At 38.5% G+C, this 16,486-nt stretch carries 19 protein-coding genes; all 19 read right to left on the bottom strand.

The annotated features are described in order from the left end of the window. Positions 1-5: 5 nt before the first annotated feature. On the bottom strand, positions 6-551 hold the full coding sequence (gene hslV, locus CFK37_RS15725; RefSeq protein WP_089062759.1) for an ATP-dependent protease subunit HslV: 546 nt from the start codon (positions 549-551) through the stop codon (positions 6-8). Positions 552-575: 24 nt separating this feature from the next. Continuing rightward, a complete protein-coding gene (xerC, locus tag CFK37_RS15730) occupies positions 576-1,484 on the bottom strand; it encodes a tyrosine recombinase XerC (protein ID WP_089062760.1) in 909 nt (302 codons plus the stop codon). 372 nt (positions 1,485-1,856) lie between these two features. Then, on the bottom strand, positions 1,857-2,174 hold the full coding sequence (locus tag CFK37_RS15735) for a hypothetical protein (protein ID WP_089062761.1): 318 nt from the start codon (positions 2,172-2,174) through the stop codon (positions 1,857-1,859). 492 nt (positions 2,175-2,666) lie between these two features. After that, positions 2,667-4,745: a type I DNA topoisomerase gene (topA, locus tag CFK37_RS15740; RefSeq protein ID WP_089062762.1), complete on the bottom strand. Its 2,079-nt coding sequence runs from the start codon at positions 4,743-4,745 to the stop codon at positions 2,667-2,669. 111 nt (positions 4,746-4,856) lie between these two features. Further along, entirely contained in the window at positions 4,857-5,771 is a 915-nt protein-coding gene (gene dprA, locus CFK37_RS15745) for a DNA-processing protein DprA (RefSeq protein WP_157724865.1), read from the bottom strand. A gap of 163 nt (positions 5,772-5,934) precedes the next feature. Beyond that, positions 5,935-6,837 carry a succinate--CoA ligase subunit alpha gene (gene sucD, locus CFK37_RS15750; protein WP_089062764.1) on the bottom strand — a complete coding sequence of 301 codons (903 nt, stop codon included), beginning with the start codon at positions 6,835-6,837 and terminating at the stop codon, positions 5,935-5,937. 69 nt (positions 6,838-6,906) lie between these two features. Beyond that, positions 6,907-8,067 (bottom strand): ADP-forming succinate--CoA ligase subunit beta, encoded by a 1,161-nt coding sequence (gene sucC / locus CFK37_RS15755; RefSeq protein ID WP_089062765.1) that lies wholly within the window; start codon positions 8,065-8,067, stop codon positions 6,907-6,909. Between the two features lie 105 nt (positions 8,068-8,172). After that, entirely contained in the window at positions 8,173-8,943 is a 771-nt protein-coding gene (locus CFK37_RS15760; RefSeq protein ID WP_089062766.1) for a ribonuclease HII, read from the bottom strand. Between the two features lie 67 nt (positions 8,944-9,010). Beyond that, positions 9,011-9,856, bottom strand: coding sequence for a ribosome biogenesis GTPase YlqF (gene ylqF, locus CFK37_RS15765; protein ID WP_089062767.1), 846 nt, complete (start codon positions 9,854-9,856; stop codon positions 9,011-9,013). Positions 9,857-9,921: 65 nt separating this feature from the next. After that, positions 9,922-10,482, bottom strand: a complete 561-nt coding sequence (lepB, locus tag CFK37_RS15770) for a signal peptidase I (RefSeq protein WP_089062768.1) — start codon at positions 10,480-10,482, stop codon at positions 9,922-9,924. A gap of 94 nt (positions 10,483-10,576) precedes the next feature. Then, positions 10,577-10,921 (bottom strand): 50S ribosomal protein L19, encoded by a 345-nt coding sequence (gene rplS / locus CFK37_RS15775; protein ID WP_089062769.1) that lies wholly within the window; start codon positions 10,919-10,921, stop codon positions 10,577-10,579. Positions 10,922-11,060: 139 nt separating this feature from the next. After that, entirely contained in the window at positions 11,061-11,804 is a 744-nt protein-coding gene (trmD, locus tag CFK37_RS15780; protein WP_089063686.1) for a tRNA (guanosine(37)-N1)-methyltransferase TrmD, read from the bottom strand. Further along, positions 11,804-12,217, bottom strand: coding sequence for a ribosome maturation factor RimM (rimM, locus tag CFK37_RS15785; RefSeq protein ID WP_342746712.1), 414 nt, complete (start codon positions 12,215-12,217; stop codon positions 11,804-11,806). Before rimM ends, trmD begins: the two co-directional genes overlap by 1 nt. A gap of 113 nt (positions 12,218-12,330) precedes the next feature. Then, on the bottom strand, positions 12,331-12,720 hold the full coding sequence (locus CFK37_RS15790; RefSeq protein WP_089062770.1) for a YlqD family protein: 390 nt from the start codon (positions 12,718-12,720) through the stop codon (positions 12,331-12,333). Positions 12,721-12,834: 114 nt separating this feature from the next. Further along, the gene (locus tag CFK37_RS15795; RefSeq protein WP_089062771.1) at positions 12,835-13,062 is read right to left on the bottom strand and encodes a KH domain-containing protein; all 228 of its coding nucleotides are present in this window, start codon (positions 13,060-13,062) and stop codon (positions 12,835-12,837) included. A gap of 14 nt (positions 13,063-13,076) precedes the next feature. Then, the gene (gene rpsP / locus CFK37_RS15800) at positions 13,077-13,349 is read right to left on the bottom strand and encodes a 30S ribosomal protein S16 (protein ID WP_089062772.1); all 273 of its coding nucleotides are present in this window, start codon (positions 13,347-13,349) and stop codon (positions 13,077-13,079) included. A gap of 361 nt (positions 13,350-13,710) precedes the next feature. After that, complete coding sequence (gene ffh / locus CFK37_RS15805) at positions 13,711-15,054, bottom strand: signal recognition particle protein (protein ID WP_089062773.1); 1,344 nt, start codon at positions 15,052-15,054, stop codon at positions 13,711-13,713. A gap of 13 nt (positions 15,055-15,067) precedes the next feature. Continuing rightward, positions 15,068-15,397 (bottom strand): putative DNA-binding protein, encoded by a 330-nt coding sequence (locus tag CFK37_RS15810; RefSeq protein ID WP_089062774.1) that lies wholly within the window; start codon positions 15,395-15,397, stop codon positions 15,068-15,070. Positions 15,398-15,479: 82 nt separating this feature from the next. After that, a complete protein-coding gene (gene ftsY, locus CFK37_RS15815; protein WP_089062775.1) occupies positions 15,480-16,475 on the bottom strand; it encodes a signal recognition particle-docking protein FtsY in 996 nt (331 codons plus the stop codon). Positions 16,476-16,486: the final 11 nt, after the last annotated feature.

The raw sequence follows: 16,486 nt of genomic DNA on the forward strand, positions 1-16,486 counted from the left end.
CCCTCCTACTCAAGTACCTCCAGTGTAATCTGATCATTCGTAAAGACACATATTTCACCTGCGATAGTAAGTGCTGCATGTGCAATTTCCTCGGCGGATAAATTTTCCGCATAACGGACTAATGAACGTCCAGCACTTAGTGCAAAGTTACCGCCCGATCCAATCGCTAAGATACCGTCATCAGGTTCAATTACTTCACCAGTACCCGAGACAAGAAACATGTTTTCCTTATTCATGACGATGAGCATAGCTTCCAACTTACGTAAAACTTTATCACTCCGCCATTCTTTTGCTAATTCTACAGATGCTCTTGCTAAATTACCGTTAAAGGCTTCTAGTTTACTTTCAAATTTCTCAAATAATGTAAACGCATCGGCGACTGACCCAGCAAACCCGGCTAATACCTGCCCATTAAATAATGTTCGTACTTTTCTTGCTTTGTGTTTCATTACTACTGAATTACCTAGAGTAACCTGGCCATCTCCGCTCATTGCACATTGTCCATTATGTGTAACAGCGAAAATTGTTGTTGCATGCATCTCATTTGACACCTGCATCACCTCATAATCTAATAATTAATTATTTGCCCTTGGATGGGCCTTCATATACACACTTCGCAATTGGTCTTTTGTAACATGTGTATATATTTGGGTCGATGATAAACTTTCATGCCCCAATAATTCTTGGACTGTTCTAAGGTCAGCACCTTCATTGAGCATATGTGTTGCAAAGGTATGCCGTAATTTATGTGGATGAACATGAACGGTCAGTGATGCCTTTTCAACCATTTTAGTCAGGATAAGGCGTATGCCTCTTGCGGTTAGTGGTGTACCCTTTGCATTTAGAAATACTGTATCTGTAGACAACTTAGATTTCTCAAGCAGTGTTTTCCTGCCCTCATTCAAATACGTTTCCAATGCAATTTCTGCAAAGCGGCCAAACGGCACATATCGTTCTTTACTCCCTTTACCATGAATAAGCATTGTGCCGATTGTAAAATCAATATCCTTAAGTGTAAGTTTATGGCACTCACTTACCCGGATCCCGGTTGCATAAAATGTTTCAAGTATCGCCTGATTACGCTGACCCAACGGGTCACTCATATCATTCACTTCAAACAATTTTTCCAGTTCCTCCTGATACAAAAATCCAGGAATAGGCTTCGTTGCTTTAGGTAATGTAATTTGCAAAAAAGGATTGCTGGTAACATTTCCTTCCCGTTCTAAAAAACGATAAAAACTGCGCAAACTCGAAATCACCCTTGAAACAGTACGTCTGCTTAATTTCCTATCATATAAGGATGTTAAAAAGACACGAACTGAGCGATAATCCACATCGGAAAAGTCTTCAAGTGCTTCACTTTTTGAAAACTGATAAAAAGTTTCCAGATCATTCAGATAATATTTTACAGTATATTGGGATGCATTTTTTTCTATTTGTAAATATTCCATGAACGCTTCGCTATATTCTTTAAAATGATACATTACGTCACCCCGCCTTAATCAGCGAATAAATCATACCACATTCCTTAACGTAACGCAATAAATTTAACGAAATTGTAACAAAATTCTGAATTGACCTTTTCACTTACTGCTTTACATACTTCGATTCAAACTTCTTGTTTCTGTATTAGATCGCGTGAACATTTAGTGACTTTTTATTACATTTGGTTTAGAGAAGGTCCAAGAACATTATCCATAAAAGACTCCCTTCCATCACCCTGTAAAGTAATTTGACTTACCAATTGGTAATTATAACTTTTTCAAATATAATAGTCAATCATAACTATATATAATTTGAAAAAGTTTGCAAAACTTAAACTAATGCGAAAGGGAGTTTCTATATTTATTAACATATTATTGTTTAAATAACCCTATTTCTTCAATTTTTTTCTTTGTTGCTATAGTACCAAGGTGATATATTTTTTGATAGATCCTAACTAAATTCTGATCATACTCATTTCTCTCATCATCGGCTCCCCATTCATCAAATGGTTTACTCAAAAATTTAACCGCTTGTTTCGCGTTCTTATTCTTTGCCATGAAAAGTGTTTCAATTTCTTTAATTTCATCAGAATTTGCATAAATTTCATATTCCGTGCCATTACCTGGGATTGACATGTCGCGTATATCTTCTGTATCTACTGCTACAAAGTATTGGTTTCTTTCAGTCATTCTATCATCCTCCTCTTTCTTAGGTATCATACCCTTTCATTTAATGTTAAAACACAGAAGAGGCTGGGACAAAACTAAAATGGCCAACTCAAAAAACGAACGATCAAGGGGTAGGAAGTTTAGATTGTTTCTTTCCAACAATCGGATCTTAATAAGCAGTCGACATAAACTACTATCATGTTCGGTGCCCTGTCACCGCTGCGGAAAAACACTGCGCTTTCCGTGGGCAGCTGATGAGCCTCCTTGAGCTTACGCTGAGGCCACTGAAAAAGGTAAAATGTAGTACAAAATAGGTGGATCTATCATCGCATCTTGAATATACTGCGCTTTCCACGGGCGAGTGTCGAGTCTCCTTGCCCCGGCAAGGAGGCTGAAGCCGTGCCCCAAGAAAAAATCCGAACTACTTCAAATTCTAATCAAAGAATTGAATCATAGTTCGGATTTCTCTCTGGCTAAAACACTTTTGTCCCAGCCTCTTCTGTTCTTTCATTATTAATCTTGCACTTTTTCTTTGTAATCACAATTTGTACATTGAATCTGTGTTTCTTTTTTACTTTTCTTTTCCACTAACAACGAATCACATTTTGGACATGGTCTTGAAATCGGTTTATTCCAGGACACAAAATCACATTCCGGAAATCGGTCACATCCATAAAAAGTGCGCTTCTTTTTCGACTTTCGCTCAACCACATTTCCTTCTTTACACTTAGGACATTTTACGCCAATTTCTTTTAAAATTGGTTTAGTATTTCTGCATTCTGGAAAATTAGAGCATGCAAGGAATTTACCATATCTTCCCATTTTGTAGACCATTTCATGCCCGCAATTTTCACAATCAATACCTGCAGGCTCATCTTTAATTTCAATTTTTTCCATTTCCTCTTCCGCCACTTCAAGGCGTTTGCGGAAATCCAGATAAAATTCATCAAGAATGGAAACCCAATCGTTTTTACCGTCTTCAATTGAGTCAAGGTCTCCCTCCATCTTTACGGTAAAGTCCAAATCAATGATTTCCGGGAAAAATTCCTGAAGCAGATCCATCACAATGCTGCCAAGTTCAGTGGGAATAAATCGTTTATTATCAATACTTACATATCCCCTGCGTTGTATTGTATCTAAGGTTGGAGCATATGTTGATGGTCGTCCTATACCTTGTTCCTCCATCGCCCTTACCAGCCTTGCTTCCGTATACCTCGGAGGTGGCTGAGTAAAATGCTGGCTTGGATCAACATCAGTTGCCTTCACTTCCATTCCTTCCTGCAGGTCAGGTAAATATTTATTTTCTTCTTTTTGTTTATCATCCGTTCCTTCAACATAGACAGACATAAACCCTTTAAATTTAACTTTTGAACCTGACGCTCGAAATTCTATTCCATTATTTATTAAATGTACGGTCATTGTATCCATAATTGCTGGTGCCATTTGACTTGCCACAAAACGTTCCCATACAAGTTTATACAGTCTATATTGATCCCTTGATAATATTGACTTTAATGATTTCGGATCACGTGCAACAGAAGTGGGCCTGATTGCTTCATGGGCATCCTGTGCACCTTCTTTCTGCTTTGCTGCCTTCTTTTGACCAACAAATTCTTTGCCATGTTTTTCTTCTATATAATCTTTCGCCTCTGACTTAGCAGTGTCAGAAATACGGGTTGAATCGGTACGCATGTATGTTATTAAACCTGTTATGCCGCCTGCCTTTTTACCTAAATCAATCCCTTCATACAACTGCTGGGCAACCATCATCGTCTTTTTCGCTCTGAAATTTAATTTTCTTGCTGCTTCCTGTTGAATGGAAGATGTAGTAAATGGCACAGCAGGATTACGCTTTCGTTCCCTTTTATTTACCTTATCAATGGTAAAGTTTTTTCCTTCCAGTTGTTCCATTACCTTGTTAACATCTTCTTCTGTTTTTAATTCTGTTTTCTTCTTATCAATCCCATAAAAGGAACCTTCAAAGTTATCTTTTCCCTTCACAAAGTTTCCTTCGATGGACCAATATTCTTCGGGTGTAAAGTTTTCAATTTCTTTTTCACGGTCCATAATCATTTTAACTGCTACCGATTGAACACGTCCTGCACTCAGCCCCTTTTTTACCTTTTTCCATAAAAGCGGACTTATGTTGTAACCAACTAACCGGTCTAATATTCTTCGTGCCTGTTGCGCATTTACTAAATCGGTATTAATTGATCTTGGATGTTTAAAAGATTCTTTAATCGCGTCTTTAGTTATTTCATTAAAAACCACCCGGCAATCGGATGTCTCATCAATATTGAGACTATGGGCTAGATGCCAGGCAATCGCTTCCCCTTCCCTATCGGGGTCGGCTGCGAGATATACCTTTTTTGCTTTTTTAGCAGCGGATTTAAGTGACTTTAACACGTCCCCTTTACCGCGAATCGTAATATACTTTGGTTTAAATTCATCATCTGGATCAACACCCATCTGGCTTTTTGGTAAATCGCGAACATGGCCCATGGATGCAGTTACTTTGTATTTTTTTCCTAAATATCGTTCAATCGTTTTTGCCTTAGCAGGCGACTCAACGATTACAAGATAATCTGACATTCATTCATCCTCCTAAAAATGAGGTCTCAAGTTATTTATGTTGAAATCTTCACTAATAGTAAATATATACCGTCTATTTGTCAAACATGCAATTGGTATTTTTTTCTAAAATCATAAAGTTTCATCCTGAAGCTGGTTAATCCAAATTTCCTTAGCTGCGTTCCAATCATCTAAAATGTCATCTGGATGGATTACTAATTTAGCGCCATCCTGTATCATACGATTGCACCCAATTGATTCCGGAACTGTTGGAGAATCAGGAATTGCATATACCTCTCTCCCCTGGTCCAACGCTTGATCAACGGTTATAAGTGTACCGCTTTTTTCTTTTGCTTCAACAACCAGCGTCCCAAAACTTAATCCGCTTATAATACGATTTCGCTCCGGAAAGTGATGCTTTGCTGGTGACTGATTTGGTGGGTACTCAGATAATACTAAGCCTTTTTTAGTTATTTGGTCAAACAATGTGATATTTTGTTTAGGGTAGATATGCTGAAAACCCCCGCCCAAAACAGCTATTGTTTTACCATTATTACCTAGAGCAAATTGGTGGGCAAAGCTATCGATTCCCATTGCCATACCACTTACAATTACCCATTTTTCCTGCAAAAGTGCGGGCAGGATTAATTTCATTTTATTTCGTGCATTTTGTGATGGAAGTCTTGTGCCGATCACACTCAAGGCTGGAGTTTGTTTAAGTAATGACAGATCTCCAAGTGCGTATAACACAAGTGGCGGGTCTTTAATTGTTTTTAACACAGTCGGATAGAGTTCGTCAACTACTGTGAGGATAGTATAGGGGGCGATATCCTGTTTTTTCTCTAGTAAAAGTTTGGGATTGTGAATATCTTGATAAAGTGAAATGGACTGTTTCTGTGGAATTGAAAACGTCTGGCTTAATTGTGTTGAAGATAAATGGTAGATGGATGAAAGGGCTGGGTCAATGGAAAGCATTCGAAAAATGGTACGCCTTGTGACTCCCCTGCACCGGTGTAAATGAATGATTCGATTCCGTATCGAATTCAAAATGATCACATCCTGTTTTTAATACTTTAAGACAGTATAAATCTTTATCGGTACAAAGTATAAAAAAACTAAGGCTTTCGTCATTAGCTCTTGGCGAAAAGCCAAGATTTTTTAATAATAAGGATGTCCAAATGGGCAGGACCCTTTGGACATCCATTATAGATTAATGCGTTTTACATTTATCCTGTAAATTATTTTCTTTTAATACTTCGATCATTGTTTCACCCATAACAGCTGGGGTTTCTGCTACTTTAATGCCGCATTCATTCATAACACGAATTTTTTCTTCTGCAGTACCTTTACCACCAGAAATGATTGCCCCAGCATGACCCATACGTTTTCCTGGAGGTGCAGTTGCACCACCAATGAATCCTACTACCGGTTTTTTCATATTAGCTTTGATCCATGCAGCTGCTTCTTCTTCAGCAGTACCGCCAATTTCACCAATCATTACTACCGCTTCTGTCTCTGGATCATTGTTAAATGCTGTTAACACATCAATAAAGTCTGTTCCGTTAACTGGATCTCCGCCGATTCCTACAGCAGTTGACTGACCATAACCAGCTTCAGACAATTGATGTACTGCTTCATATGTCAATGTACCGGAACGGGAAACAACCCCTACATGGCCTTTTTTATGGATATATCCAGGCATAATACCGATTTTACATTCATCAGGTGTAATAACACCAGGGCAGTTTGGTCCAACCAAACGTGTTTTCTTGCCTTGCATATAACGTTTTACTTTAACCATATCCATTACTGGAATATGCTCTGTAATGCAAATAGCAAGGTCAAGTTCAGCGTCAACAGCCTCAATAATGGCATCTGCTGCAAATGGAGCTGGTACATAGATAACAGACGCAGTCGCTCCTGTTTGATCAACTGCATCTTTTACTGTGTTAAATACCGGTACTCCCTCAACCTCTGTACCGCCTTTTTTCGGTGTAACACCACCAACGATTTTTGTACCATATTCAAGCATTTGTTTTGTATGGAATCTAGCTGTACCACCAGTGATTCCTTGGACAATTACTTTAGTATCTTTATTAACATATACACTCATTTTCGTCCATCCTTTCTACGCAATCTTCACACGTTTTTTCATTACAATCTTCACAAGTCGATTCCGCTTTTATTTAACCATAGAAACGATTTTTTCAGCGCCATCAGCCATTGACCCCGCTGAAGTAATGTTTAAGCCTGATTCATCCAATATTTTCTTACCTAAATCAACATTTGTTCCTTCAAGGCGTACCACTAAAGGAATTTCAAGGCCAATTTGTTTAGTAGCTTCGACAACCCCCTCAGCGATAACGTCACATTTCATGATTCCACCGAAAATATTAACAAAAATACCTTTAACATTATCATCGGACAAAATGATTTTAAATGCTTCGGTAACTTTCTCTGCTGTCGCACCGCCCCCAACGTCAAGGAAGTTGGCGGGATCGCCACCATAATGTTTAATAATGTCCATTGTAGACATTGCAAGTCCAGCACCATTTACCATACAACCAATATTGCCATCTAGTGAAACATAGCTGAGATCGTATTTAGATGCTTCGATTTCTTTTTCGTCTTCTTCTTCCAAATCGCGGAAATTTTGAACGTCTTTTTGACGGAATAGTGCATTGTCATCAAAGTTTAATTTAGCATCTAGTGCTAGTACTTGACCATCACCAGTTGTAACCAACGGATTGATTTCAGCAATAGAGCAGTCCTTTTCAACAAATGCTGTATAAAGGCCAGACATAAATTTAACCGCTTTTCCGATTAATTCATCTGGAATGTTAATATTAAATGCTAGTCTGCGAGCTTGATATCCTGAAAGTCCTACTACAGGATCAATTACTTCTTTAAATATTTTTTCAGGTGTTTCTGCAGCGACTTCTTCTATTTCCGTTCCACCTTCTTCAGATGCCATCATAACTACAGATGATGTTGCACGGTCAAGAACTAGCCCAACATAATATTCTTTCTTGATATCGCATCCTTCTTCAATAAGCAAGCGTTTAACTTCCTTACCTTCTGGACCTGTTTGATGCGTAACCAATGTTTTACCTAAAATTTCGTCAGCATATGTACGCACTTCATCTAAATTCTTTGCAATCTTTACGCCACCGGCTTTACCACGTCCACCAGCATGTATTTGTGCTTTTACCACTGTAACAGAAGAGTCTAGTTTTTTAGCAGCTTCTACAGCTTCGTCCACTGTATATGCAACATGTCCTGTTGGAACATTTACACCATAGCTTCGCAAAATTTCTTTGCCTTGATACTCATGAATGTTCATCATTTATCCTCCCATCAAAATTCACTGCATTCCCATTGTATTAAAAAACTACAAATTTCACAAGAATAAGCGAGCATAATCAAAAATAATGTTGAATTTTCACGTTCAACTTATAGCGTGTTTGACTGGTTCAAATGACTTCCGATGAAACGGTGAAATTCCATATTCTCCTATGGCGTTTATATGCTGCCTCGTTCCATATCCCATATTTGATTCGAATGCATAGCATGGAAAATCATTATGTATTTTTTTCATGATCGTATCCCGAGTCACTTTGGCGATAATACTTGCCGCTGCGATAGAAATGCTTTTTTGGTCCCCTTTTGTGATTGACTCGGACGTATATGGCAGATTGTTTAATGGTACAGCATCAATCAAAACATGATCAGGTGAGGGATCTAATTGACCTAACGCATCACGCATGGCTAGCTTTGTTGCTTCATATATATTTACCTGGTCTATTGTTTCATTAGTTACTACTGATATTCCATAACTAACTGCCTGATTTTTAATGATAGTGTAAAATTCATTACGTTTACGTTCGTTTAATTGTTTAGAATCATCCAGCCCCAACAATTTGAAGCCTTTCGGTAAGATAACGGCAGCCGCTACTACTGGCCCTGCCAATGGTCCTCTTCCAGCTTCATCCATTCCCGCAATACGTTCACAACCATTTCCATAGCATCGTTCTTCAAATCGACACATATCTGCAAAGTGCTGTTCCATTTTCTGCATTTTTTGTTGTTTTTGTTCATACCCTTTTAAAAGCTTATGGACGCCCTTACGCGAGTCGTTCTGTAATGAAGAAAGTTGATCCCTGGATATGGATTCCATTTCTAGCATCTGCTTTATTTCAGCGATTGATAACCCTTTCATACTTCACCTTCTTTAATTTATAGTAAAAACAAAACAATGGCATTCATCCTAAGATGCATGCCATTATTTACTGGACTGTTTCTAATGTTATCGATCCTAATCGGCCTGAACGCAGATCCTGAATGACCACATCTGCAACCTTGTCAAAATTGACAGTCCCTCCGCTTTCCAGACATCCACGTTTTTTCCCAATCGTTTCAAAGATCTGTACCATGTCTTGCATATCAGAATCAATAGTATAACGCTCTTCAAGTAACGTTGGGTAATGGCCCTGTAAGAACTGAATAACAAATGCAGTTATATCCTGTAATGATAATAATTGATCCTTAATTGTACCTAATGCAGCCAGTCGAAGGCCAACCATTTCATCTTCGAATTTAGGCCATAGTATACCCGGTGTATCCAGCAATTCAAAATCTTTTTTTACCTTTATCCATAGCTGCTGTTTCGTAACACCTGGACGGTCCCCTGTCTTTGCGGCCTTTTTATTGGCAAGCCTGTTAATTAATGTTGATTTCCCGACATTCGGAATGCCAATAATCATAGCCCTGGCAGCCCTTGGTTGAATACCTTTTTTCAAAAGCTTATCCATCTTTGCTTTACCAAACTCCTTAGCGAGATGAATAACCTTCTGAATATCCGATTTGTCATTAACATTAATAGCCATTGCACTCATTTTCCTATCCTGAAAATAGGAAATCCACCTATCAGTTTCACGCTGGTCTGCCAAATCCTTCTTCATTAAGATTACCATTTTTGGTTTACTTTGCAGCACCTGTTGAAGCATGGGATTTTGTGAGGATAGTGGCGCCCTTGCATCTACTAGTTCAATTACGAAATCAACCAGTTTTAACTTTTCCTCTACCTGACGACGCGCTTTCGCCATGTGTCCTGGGAACCATTGTATTGGCATATTATCACCCTATTCTTGTATTAAACCTTGGTTTATTAAGTATCTTCTAACTAACACCCATCATTCTAAAAGTCCAACATATGAAAGCGATCGAGTGGCCAATAAATGAAGCTTGTTTTTCCTACAATTGTATCTTCCGGAATTAGTCCTAGTACCCGACTATCAGCAGAATTGTTCCGATTATCCCCCAGGACAAGTACATAGCCTTCAGGAATAGTCTCGTAACCACCTGGTATTTCTTCAAGCTTGAAATCCCCTGTTAAAGTCTGATTTGGTTTTTTCTGATCCTTAATTTCCTGTAAGAAAGGTTCTTTTACAGGTTTACCATCAATGTACAATACATCATCTTTTACTGCTACATGTTCACCAGGCAGTCCAATTACTCGTTTAATAAAGTCCTGTTCCGGTGTTGCATGGAACACAATAATATCAAATCGCTCAGGTTCACTGACATTATAAATAAACTTATTCACAATCATTTGATCATGGTTATGTAGTGTGGGCTGCATCGAAGGTCCATCAACTACGATTGGTGCAAAAAAGAACATCCGAACAATAAAGGCCAATGCAAAAGCAATCAGTAATGCCTTTACCCAATCGAACCATTCGTTTTTCAGTTTAGACATGTGGTTTTCCTCCGAAACGTGTGGGATGTGTATGCCTTAGGCAAAAGTAAAAAAGAGCCCGCATTTAATGCCAAGCCCCTTTACAATACAATTTTTATCGACGTTCTTTAATACGTGCAGCTTTTCCACGTAAATTACGTAGATAGTACAGCTTCGCACGACGAACAATACCGCGTCTTGAAACTTCAATTTTCGCAACTCTAGGTGAATGTAGTGGGAATGTACGTTCAACACCTACACCGTAAGATATCTTTCTTACTGTAAATGTTTCGCTGATTCCACCATTTTGACGTTTAATTACAACACCCTCAAACACCTGAATACGCTCACGAGTTCCTTCAACAACTTTCACATGCACCTTAACAGTGTCACCAGGACGAAAGTCAGGATGATCCGTGCGAAGTTGTTCTTTTGTGATATCTGCAATTAATTTTTGCATTCTACTTCACTCCTTCCAAACCAATGCTCATAACTCACTAAGGGACAGCGGAACATCGTTTATACGACCTAAGCATTGAACTTAAGCACAACAATTAATATACCATATAGAGGAGACGAGTTCAACAGTTTTTATCGCATCATTTCTTGTCCGCCCTGCTCTTAAACTTATCAAGTAATTTACAATCAATGTCTGATAGAGTTCGTTCATCAATTAATTCTTTCCTGCGTTCAAAAGTCCTTTTCAAGGATTCTCCTTTACGCCAAGCATCAATTTTTGCATGATCGCCTGAAAGCAAAACGTCTGGTACTTTCATTCCACGAAAATCTGCCGGTCTGGTATAATGCGGATGTTCTAGCATTCCGGTCGAAAATGAATCCTCTGGGGCAGATTCCTGGTTGCCAAGGACATCGGGGAGTAGCCGGACAACACTATCAATAACGGCCATGGCACCTAACTCTCCACCTGTCAGGACATAGTCACCAATGGAGATTTCATCTGTTACCAAATGTTCTCTGATCCGTTCATCATAACCTTCATAATGGCCGCAAATGAAAACAAGATTTTCTTCTTCTGCCAACTCTTCAGCTTTTTTTTGATTATACGGCTCCCCCTGTGGGCACATAAGTATAACACGTGGTTTGACTGACTTATTTTTCGTAATGGAATCTACTGCATCGAAGATAGGTTGGGGAGTTAAAACCATCCCAGCTCCGCCGCCATATGGATAATCATCGACCTTATAATGTTTGTTTGTTGAGAAATCCCGGAAATTCACCAAATCATAACTAAACTTATTTTTATCCTGGGCTTTTTTTAGAATAGAAGAATTAAATACACCCTCTATCATCTGTGGAAATAATGTCAATATGTCAATATGCATCATTCTAGCAGCCCTTCAATTGGGTTAATAATCACTTTTTTCGCATCAACATCAATCTCTTTCACCACATCATCAATATAAGGAATTAGAATATCTTTACCCTTTTTGCGATTAATAACCCAGACATCATTTGCTCCAGGGGATAAAATTTCTTTTACCACTCCCAATTGTTCACCTGTATTCAGAAAAACATCACAATTAATTATTTCATGATAATAATAAGCGCCTTCCTCTAATTCCGTTAATTGGTTTTCCGAGATTTTTAAATAGCACCCTTTAAAACCTTCAACCTCATTAATCGAATCAAACCCTTTAAAAGATAGTAAATCGAACCCTTTATGGGTGCGGTGACTGGCAACCTCTAACTTAAGCGGATGCTTGTTTTCTATTACTAGAAATAACGCTTCACCCACGTTGAATCGTTCATCAAAGTCACTTATTCGGTGAACTTTAACTTCCCCCGTATACCGTGTGTATTTACTATTTTTCCTACATTAAATAGTTTATCTGTCATTTTCATCACCTGCTATTCATCAATTCGGACGACCACATCATCTTTTATTACAATTGCTATTTCTCCCATAATTTGGTCCCAATGCATTCCAACTTTAACCTCAACAAGAGCCTCAACTTCTTTTTCTGTGATTTCACTGCCAATTTCCAACATGTCCAATTGTTCTAATTTAAAATCCGCCAGTTTCATCTTTTCTTTCCGATTTTTAATTTCCTGCTGAAAACGCTCGTAAACATCTTGTTTCGACAAGCCAGCTTTATTTTGCAGCTTTCTCTGTTCGAATAACAATTGTTGACACTCTTGTTCAAGTCGCATTTTATGATTATTGAAATTTTGTTTTAATTTTTCTTTATTTTTTTCTGTAATTACTTGTTTTACAAGTACTTTGTTCATTATTTTCATCTATACAACACACCCTCTTCAAACGATGGAAAATTATTATGAAAGGTTAGCAGCGTCAGTACTAGAAATAAAGAGAAAGTAATGCGTAAAAAGGGAAAGGTATGCCCTTTCCCTTTACATGATATCCAAATATATACGTTTGTCTGCGTCCGTCTTTGCTGCATATACAACAGTCCGGATTGCTTTTGCAATGCGTCCATTCTTGCCAATAACCTTTCCAACATCCTCCTGATTCACAGTAAGATGATAGATAATTTTTGTATCTTCCTCTGTTTCTGTTACAACAATATCTTCCGGAAAATCGACAAGTGGCGTAACAATGGATTCAATTAGGGCTTTCATGATATCACACTACTTTACTTTTGATTTTTAGAGTCGTGGAATTTTTTCATGATGCCTTCTTTTGAGAAAAGATTGCGTACTGTATCACTTGGTTTTGCACCGTTTGTCATCCAGTTTAGCGCTTTTTCCTCATCAATTTTAACTTCAACCGGGTTTACTACCGGGTTATATGTTCCAATTTGTTCGATTTGACGTCCGTCACGAGGAGAACGTGAATCAGCTACAACGATACGGTAAAATGGATTTCTTTTAGATCCCATACGTTTTAAACGAATTTTAACAGCCATTATCTTGCACCTCCAATAAAAATGTTTTTCACAAGTTTAGATTCTATCAGATATTTGTTTGTCTGTAAAGTGTTTTTCCATTACATGCGGAAAATATACTTTAAATTTTTCTTTTCTTGTCCAGCTCCAGCGCCCAGCTACTAGCAAATAGTTAGTCCCGATGAATATACGGAAAGTTCACCGTACTTTCACAGTCCTACCTATTTGTACGTCGCTAAACGGGCGCTTCCGCTTTTCTTTTCCAGCTCCAGCGCCCAACGACTAGCAAATAGTTAGTCCTGATGAATGTACGGAAAGTTCACCGTACTTTCACAGTCCTACCTATTTGTACGTCGCTAAACGGGCGCTTCCGCTTTTCTTGTTACATAAATGGAAATTTCATTCCTTTGCCTTTTTTGCCCTTCTGCATGTTGGTCATTTGTTTCATCATTTTTTTCATTTCATCAAATTGCTTAAGCAACCGGTTGACTTGCGAAACAGATGTACCAGACCCTGAAGCAATCCGTTTTTTACGGCTTGCATTCATAATGCTTGGTTCCTGACGCTCTTTTTTGGTCATAGATTGAATGATTGCTTCTACATGAGCAAGTTGTTTCTCATCCAACTGGGCATTCTTTAAGCCCTTCATTTTTCCAGCGCCAGGGATCATTGCCATTAGATCATCAAGTGGTCCCATGTTTTTGACCTGACCCATTTGCTCTAAAAAGTCATCAAATGTGAAAGACATCGTCCGCATCTTTTCTTCCAATGCTTTTGCCTGTTTTTCATCCACATTTGTTTGTGCTTTTTCAATTAATGTCAAAACATCGCCCATACCTAGGATACGAGACGCCATTCTTTCCGGGTGAAAGGCTTCTAATTGATCGAGTTTTTCACCTATCCCAGCAAATTTTATTGGTTTATCTGTTACTGCTTTTATAGATAATGCAGCACCGCCACGAGTATCGCCATCAAGCTTAGTAAGTACTACTCCAGTAATATCAAGCTGCTCGTTAAAACTCTCGGCAACGTTCACAGCATCCTGACCTGTCATTGCATCGACTACTAAGAAAATCTCATCCGGCTTTACATTCGCTTTTATATCCTGTAATTCATCCATTAAATGATTATCAACATGCAGGCGACCTGCTGTATCAATAATTACATAATCATTGTGTTCTTCTTTAGCTTGTTCAATTGCTTTTGTTGCAATATCAATCGGTTTCGCTTCTGTCCCCATGGAAAAAACGGGCATGTTTAATTGTTCCCCAAGTGTTTCTAATTGCTTAATTGCCGCTGGACGATAAACATCACAAGCGACCAGTAAGGGGGATCGGTTATTTTTCTTCCTGAGTAAATTGGCAAGTTTCCCAGTTGTTGTTGTTTTACCTGCACCCTGCAACCCTACCATCATAATCACAGTTGGTGATTTGTCTGCCACAGCAATCTTACTTTGTTCACCGCCCATTAGCTCAGACAATTCATCTTTTACTACTTTTATTACTTGCTGACCCGGTGTTAAGCTTTCCATTACCTCTTGACCGGTTGCTCGTTCTTTAATCCGACTAATTAAATCCTTCACAACTTTAAAGTTAACGTCTGCTTCAAGAAGTGCAAGTCGAACTTCTCTTGTCATTTCTTTAACATCTTGCTCAGAAACCTTGCCTTTTCCGGTGATTTTTTTAATTGTGTTTTGTAAGCGGTCGGAAAGTCCTTCAAATGCCATAGAAGGTGTCCCCCTAATCTATTTCTTTTAGTTGATTTAACATGCTTATTACATCTGTTGTTGGTGCACTTTTTTCAAGATCATGCTCAATCTTATCAAGAAGAACTATTCTGGATTGAAATTTATCATATAAATGGAGCTTCTTCTCATAGGATTCGAGCATTTGTTCTGTTCGTTTAATGTTATCGTAAACAGCTTGTCTTGATACCTCTGATAGTTCAGATATTTCACCTAGCGAATAATCTTCTAAGTAATACATTTCCATGTAATTGCGCTGTTTAGGTGTAAGCAGTGCCTGGTAAAAATCAAACAAGTAATTGATACGTGTGGTTTTATCTAACATTCCAAACACCCCTTGTTAAGTGAAATTCCTTTACGAAGTAATCATAACGAATCCTTCCTTAATCTGTCAACAAGGACAGAAATTAAGCATTTTCATCTTCTAGCATATCAGCAAACAAACCAAATACAAAGGCATCTGCGTTAAACTTTTGCAGATCCGTCATTTTTTCACCTAGTCCAACGTATTTAACTGGAATTCCCAATTCATTGCGAATAGCTAAGACAATTCCACCCTTAGCAGTTCCATCTAGCTTTGTTAGAATGATTCCGGAAACGTTGGTAGCTTCTGAAAATATTTTGGCCTGACTCATTGCGTTTTGACCGGTAGTCGCATCGAGAACCAATAGTACTTCATGTGGCGCACCTGGAATTTCACGCTCGATTACCCGTTTTACTTTCGCCAGTTCGTTCATCAGGTTTACCTTATTTTGTAACCGGCCGGCTGTGTCACAGATTAGTACATCCGCATCTCTGGTCTTTGCCGCTTTAATCCCATCAAAGATAACTGCTGCCGGATCACTGCCGGCCCCTTGCTTAACAATGTCAACCCCTGCGCGCTCACCCCATACCTCAAGTTGTTCAATCGCACCTGCACGGAAGGTATCTCCAGCTGCTAGCATTACTTTTTTGCCTTCCGATTTTAATTGGTAAGCAAGCTTACCTATCGAAGTTGTTTTACCAGCGCCGTTTACCCCAACAACAAGCAGGACGGTTAAATTGTCCTGCTGAAGATTTAATTTCTCTATCTCTTCATCGTCGTCACCGTAATAAATATCCACCAGTTTTTCAGAAATTACTTCTTTCACATCTTGAGTATCTTTAATGTTGCGGCGCTTCACTTCCATTTTTAACTCATCAATCAAATCCATTACGGTCATCACACCAACATCGGCAGTAATGAGTACCTCTTCCAATTCCTCAAAAAAATCTTCGTCCACTTTGCGGTATTTCGCAATTAAATCATTGATCTTACCTGAGAAGGAATTTCTCGTTTTAGTCATTCCTTCTTTATACTTTGTTGATAGTTCTTCCTCGTCATTTTGCTTAAATTTATTTTTCAATTTATCCATAAAACCCATTCGTAAAAACC

This window comes from Virgibacillus phasianinus, assembly GCF_002216775.1.
Classification (GTDB): domain Bacteria; phylum Bacillota; class Bacilli; order Bacillales; family Amphibacillaceae; genus Virgibacillus_F; species Virgibacillus_F phasianinus.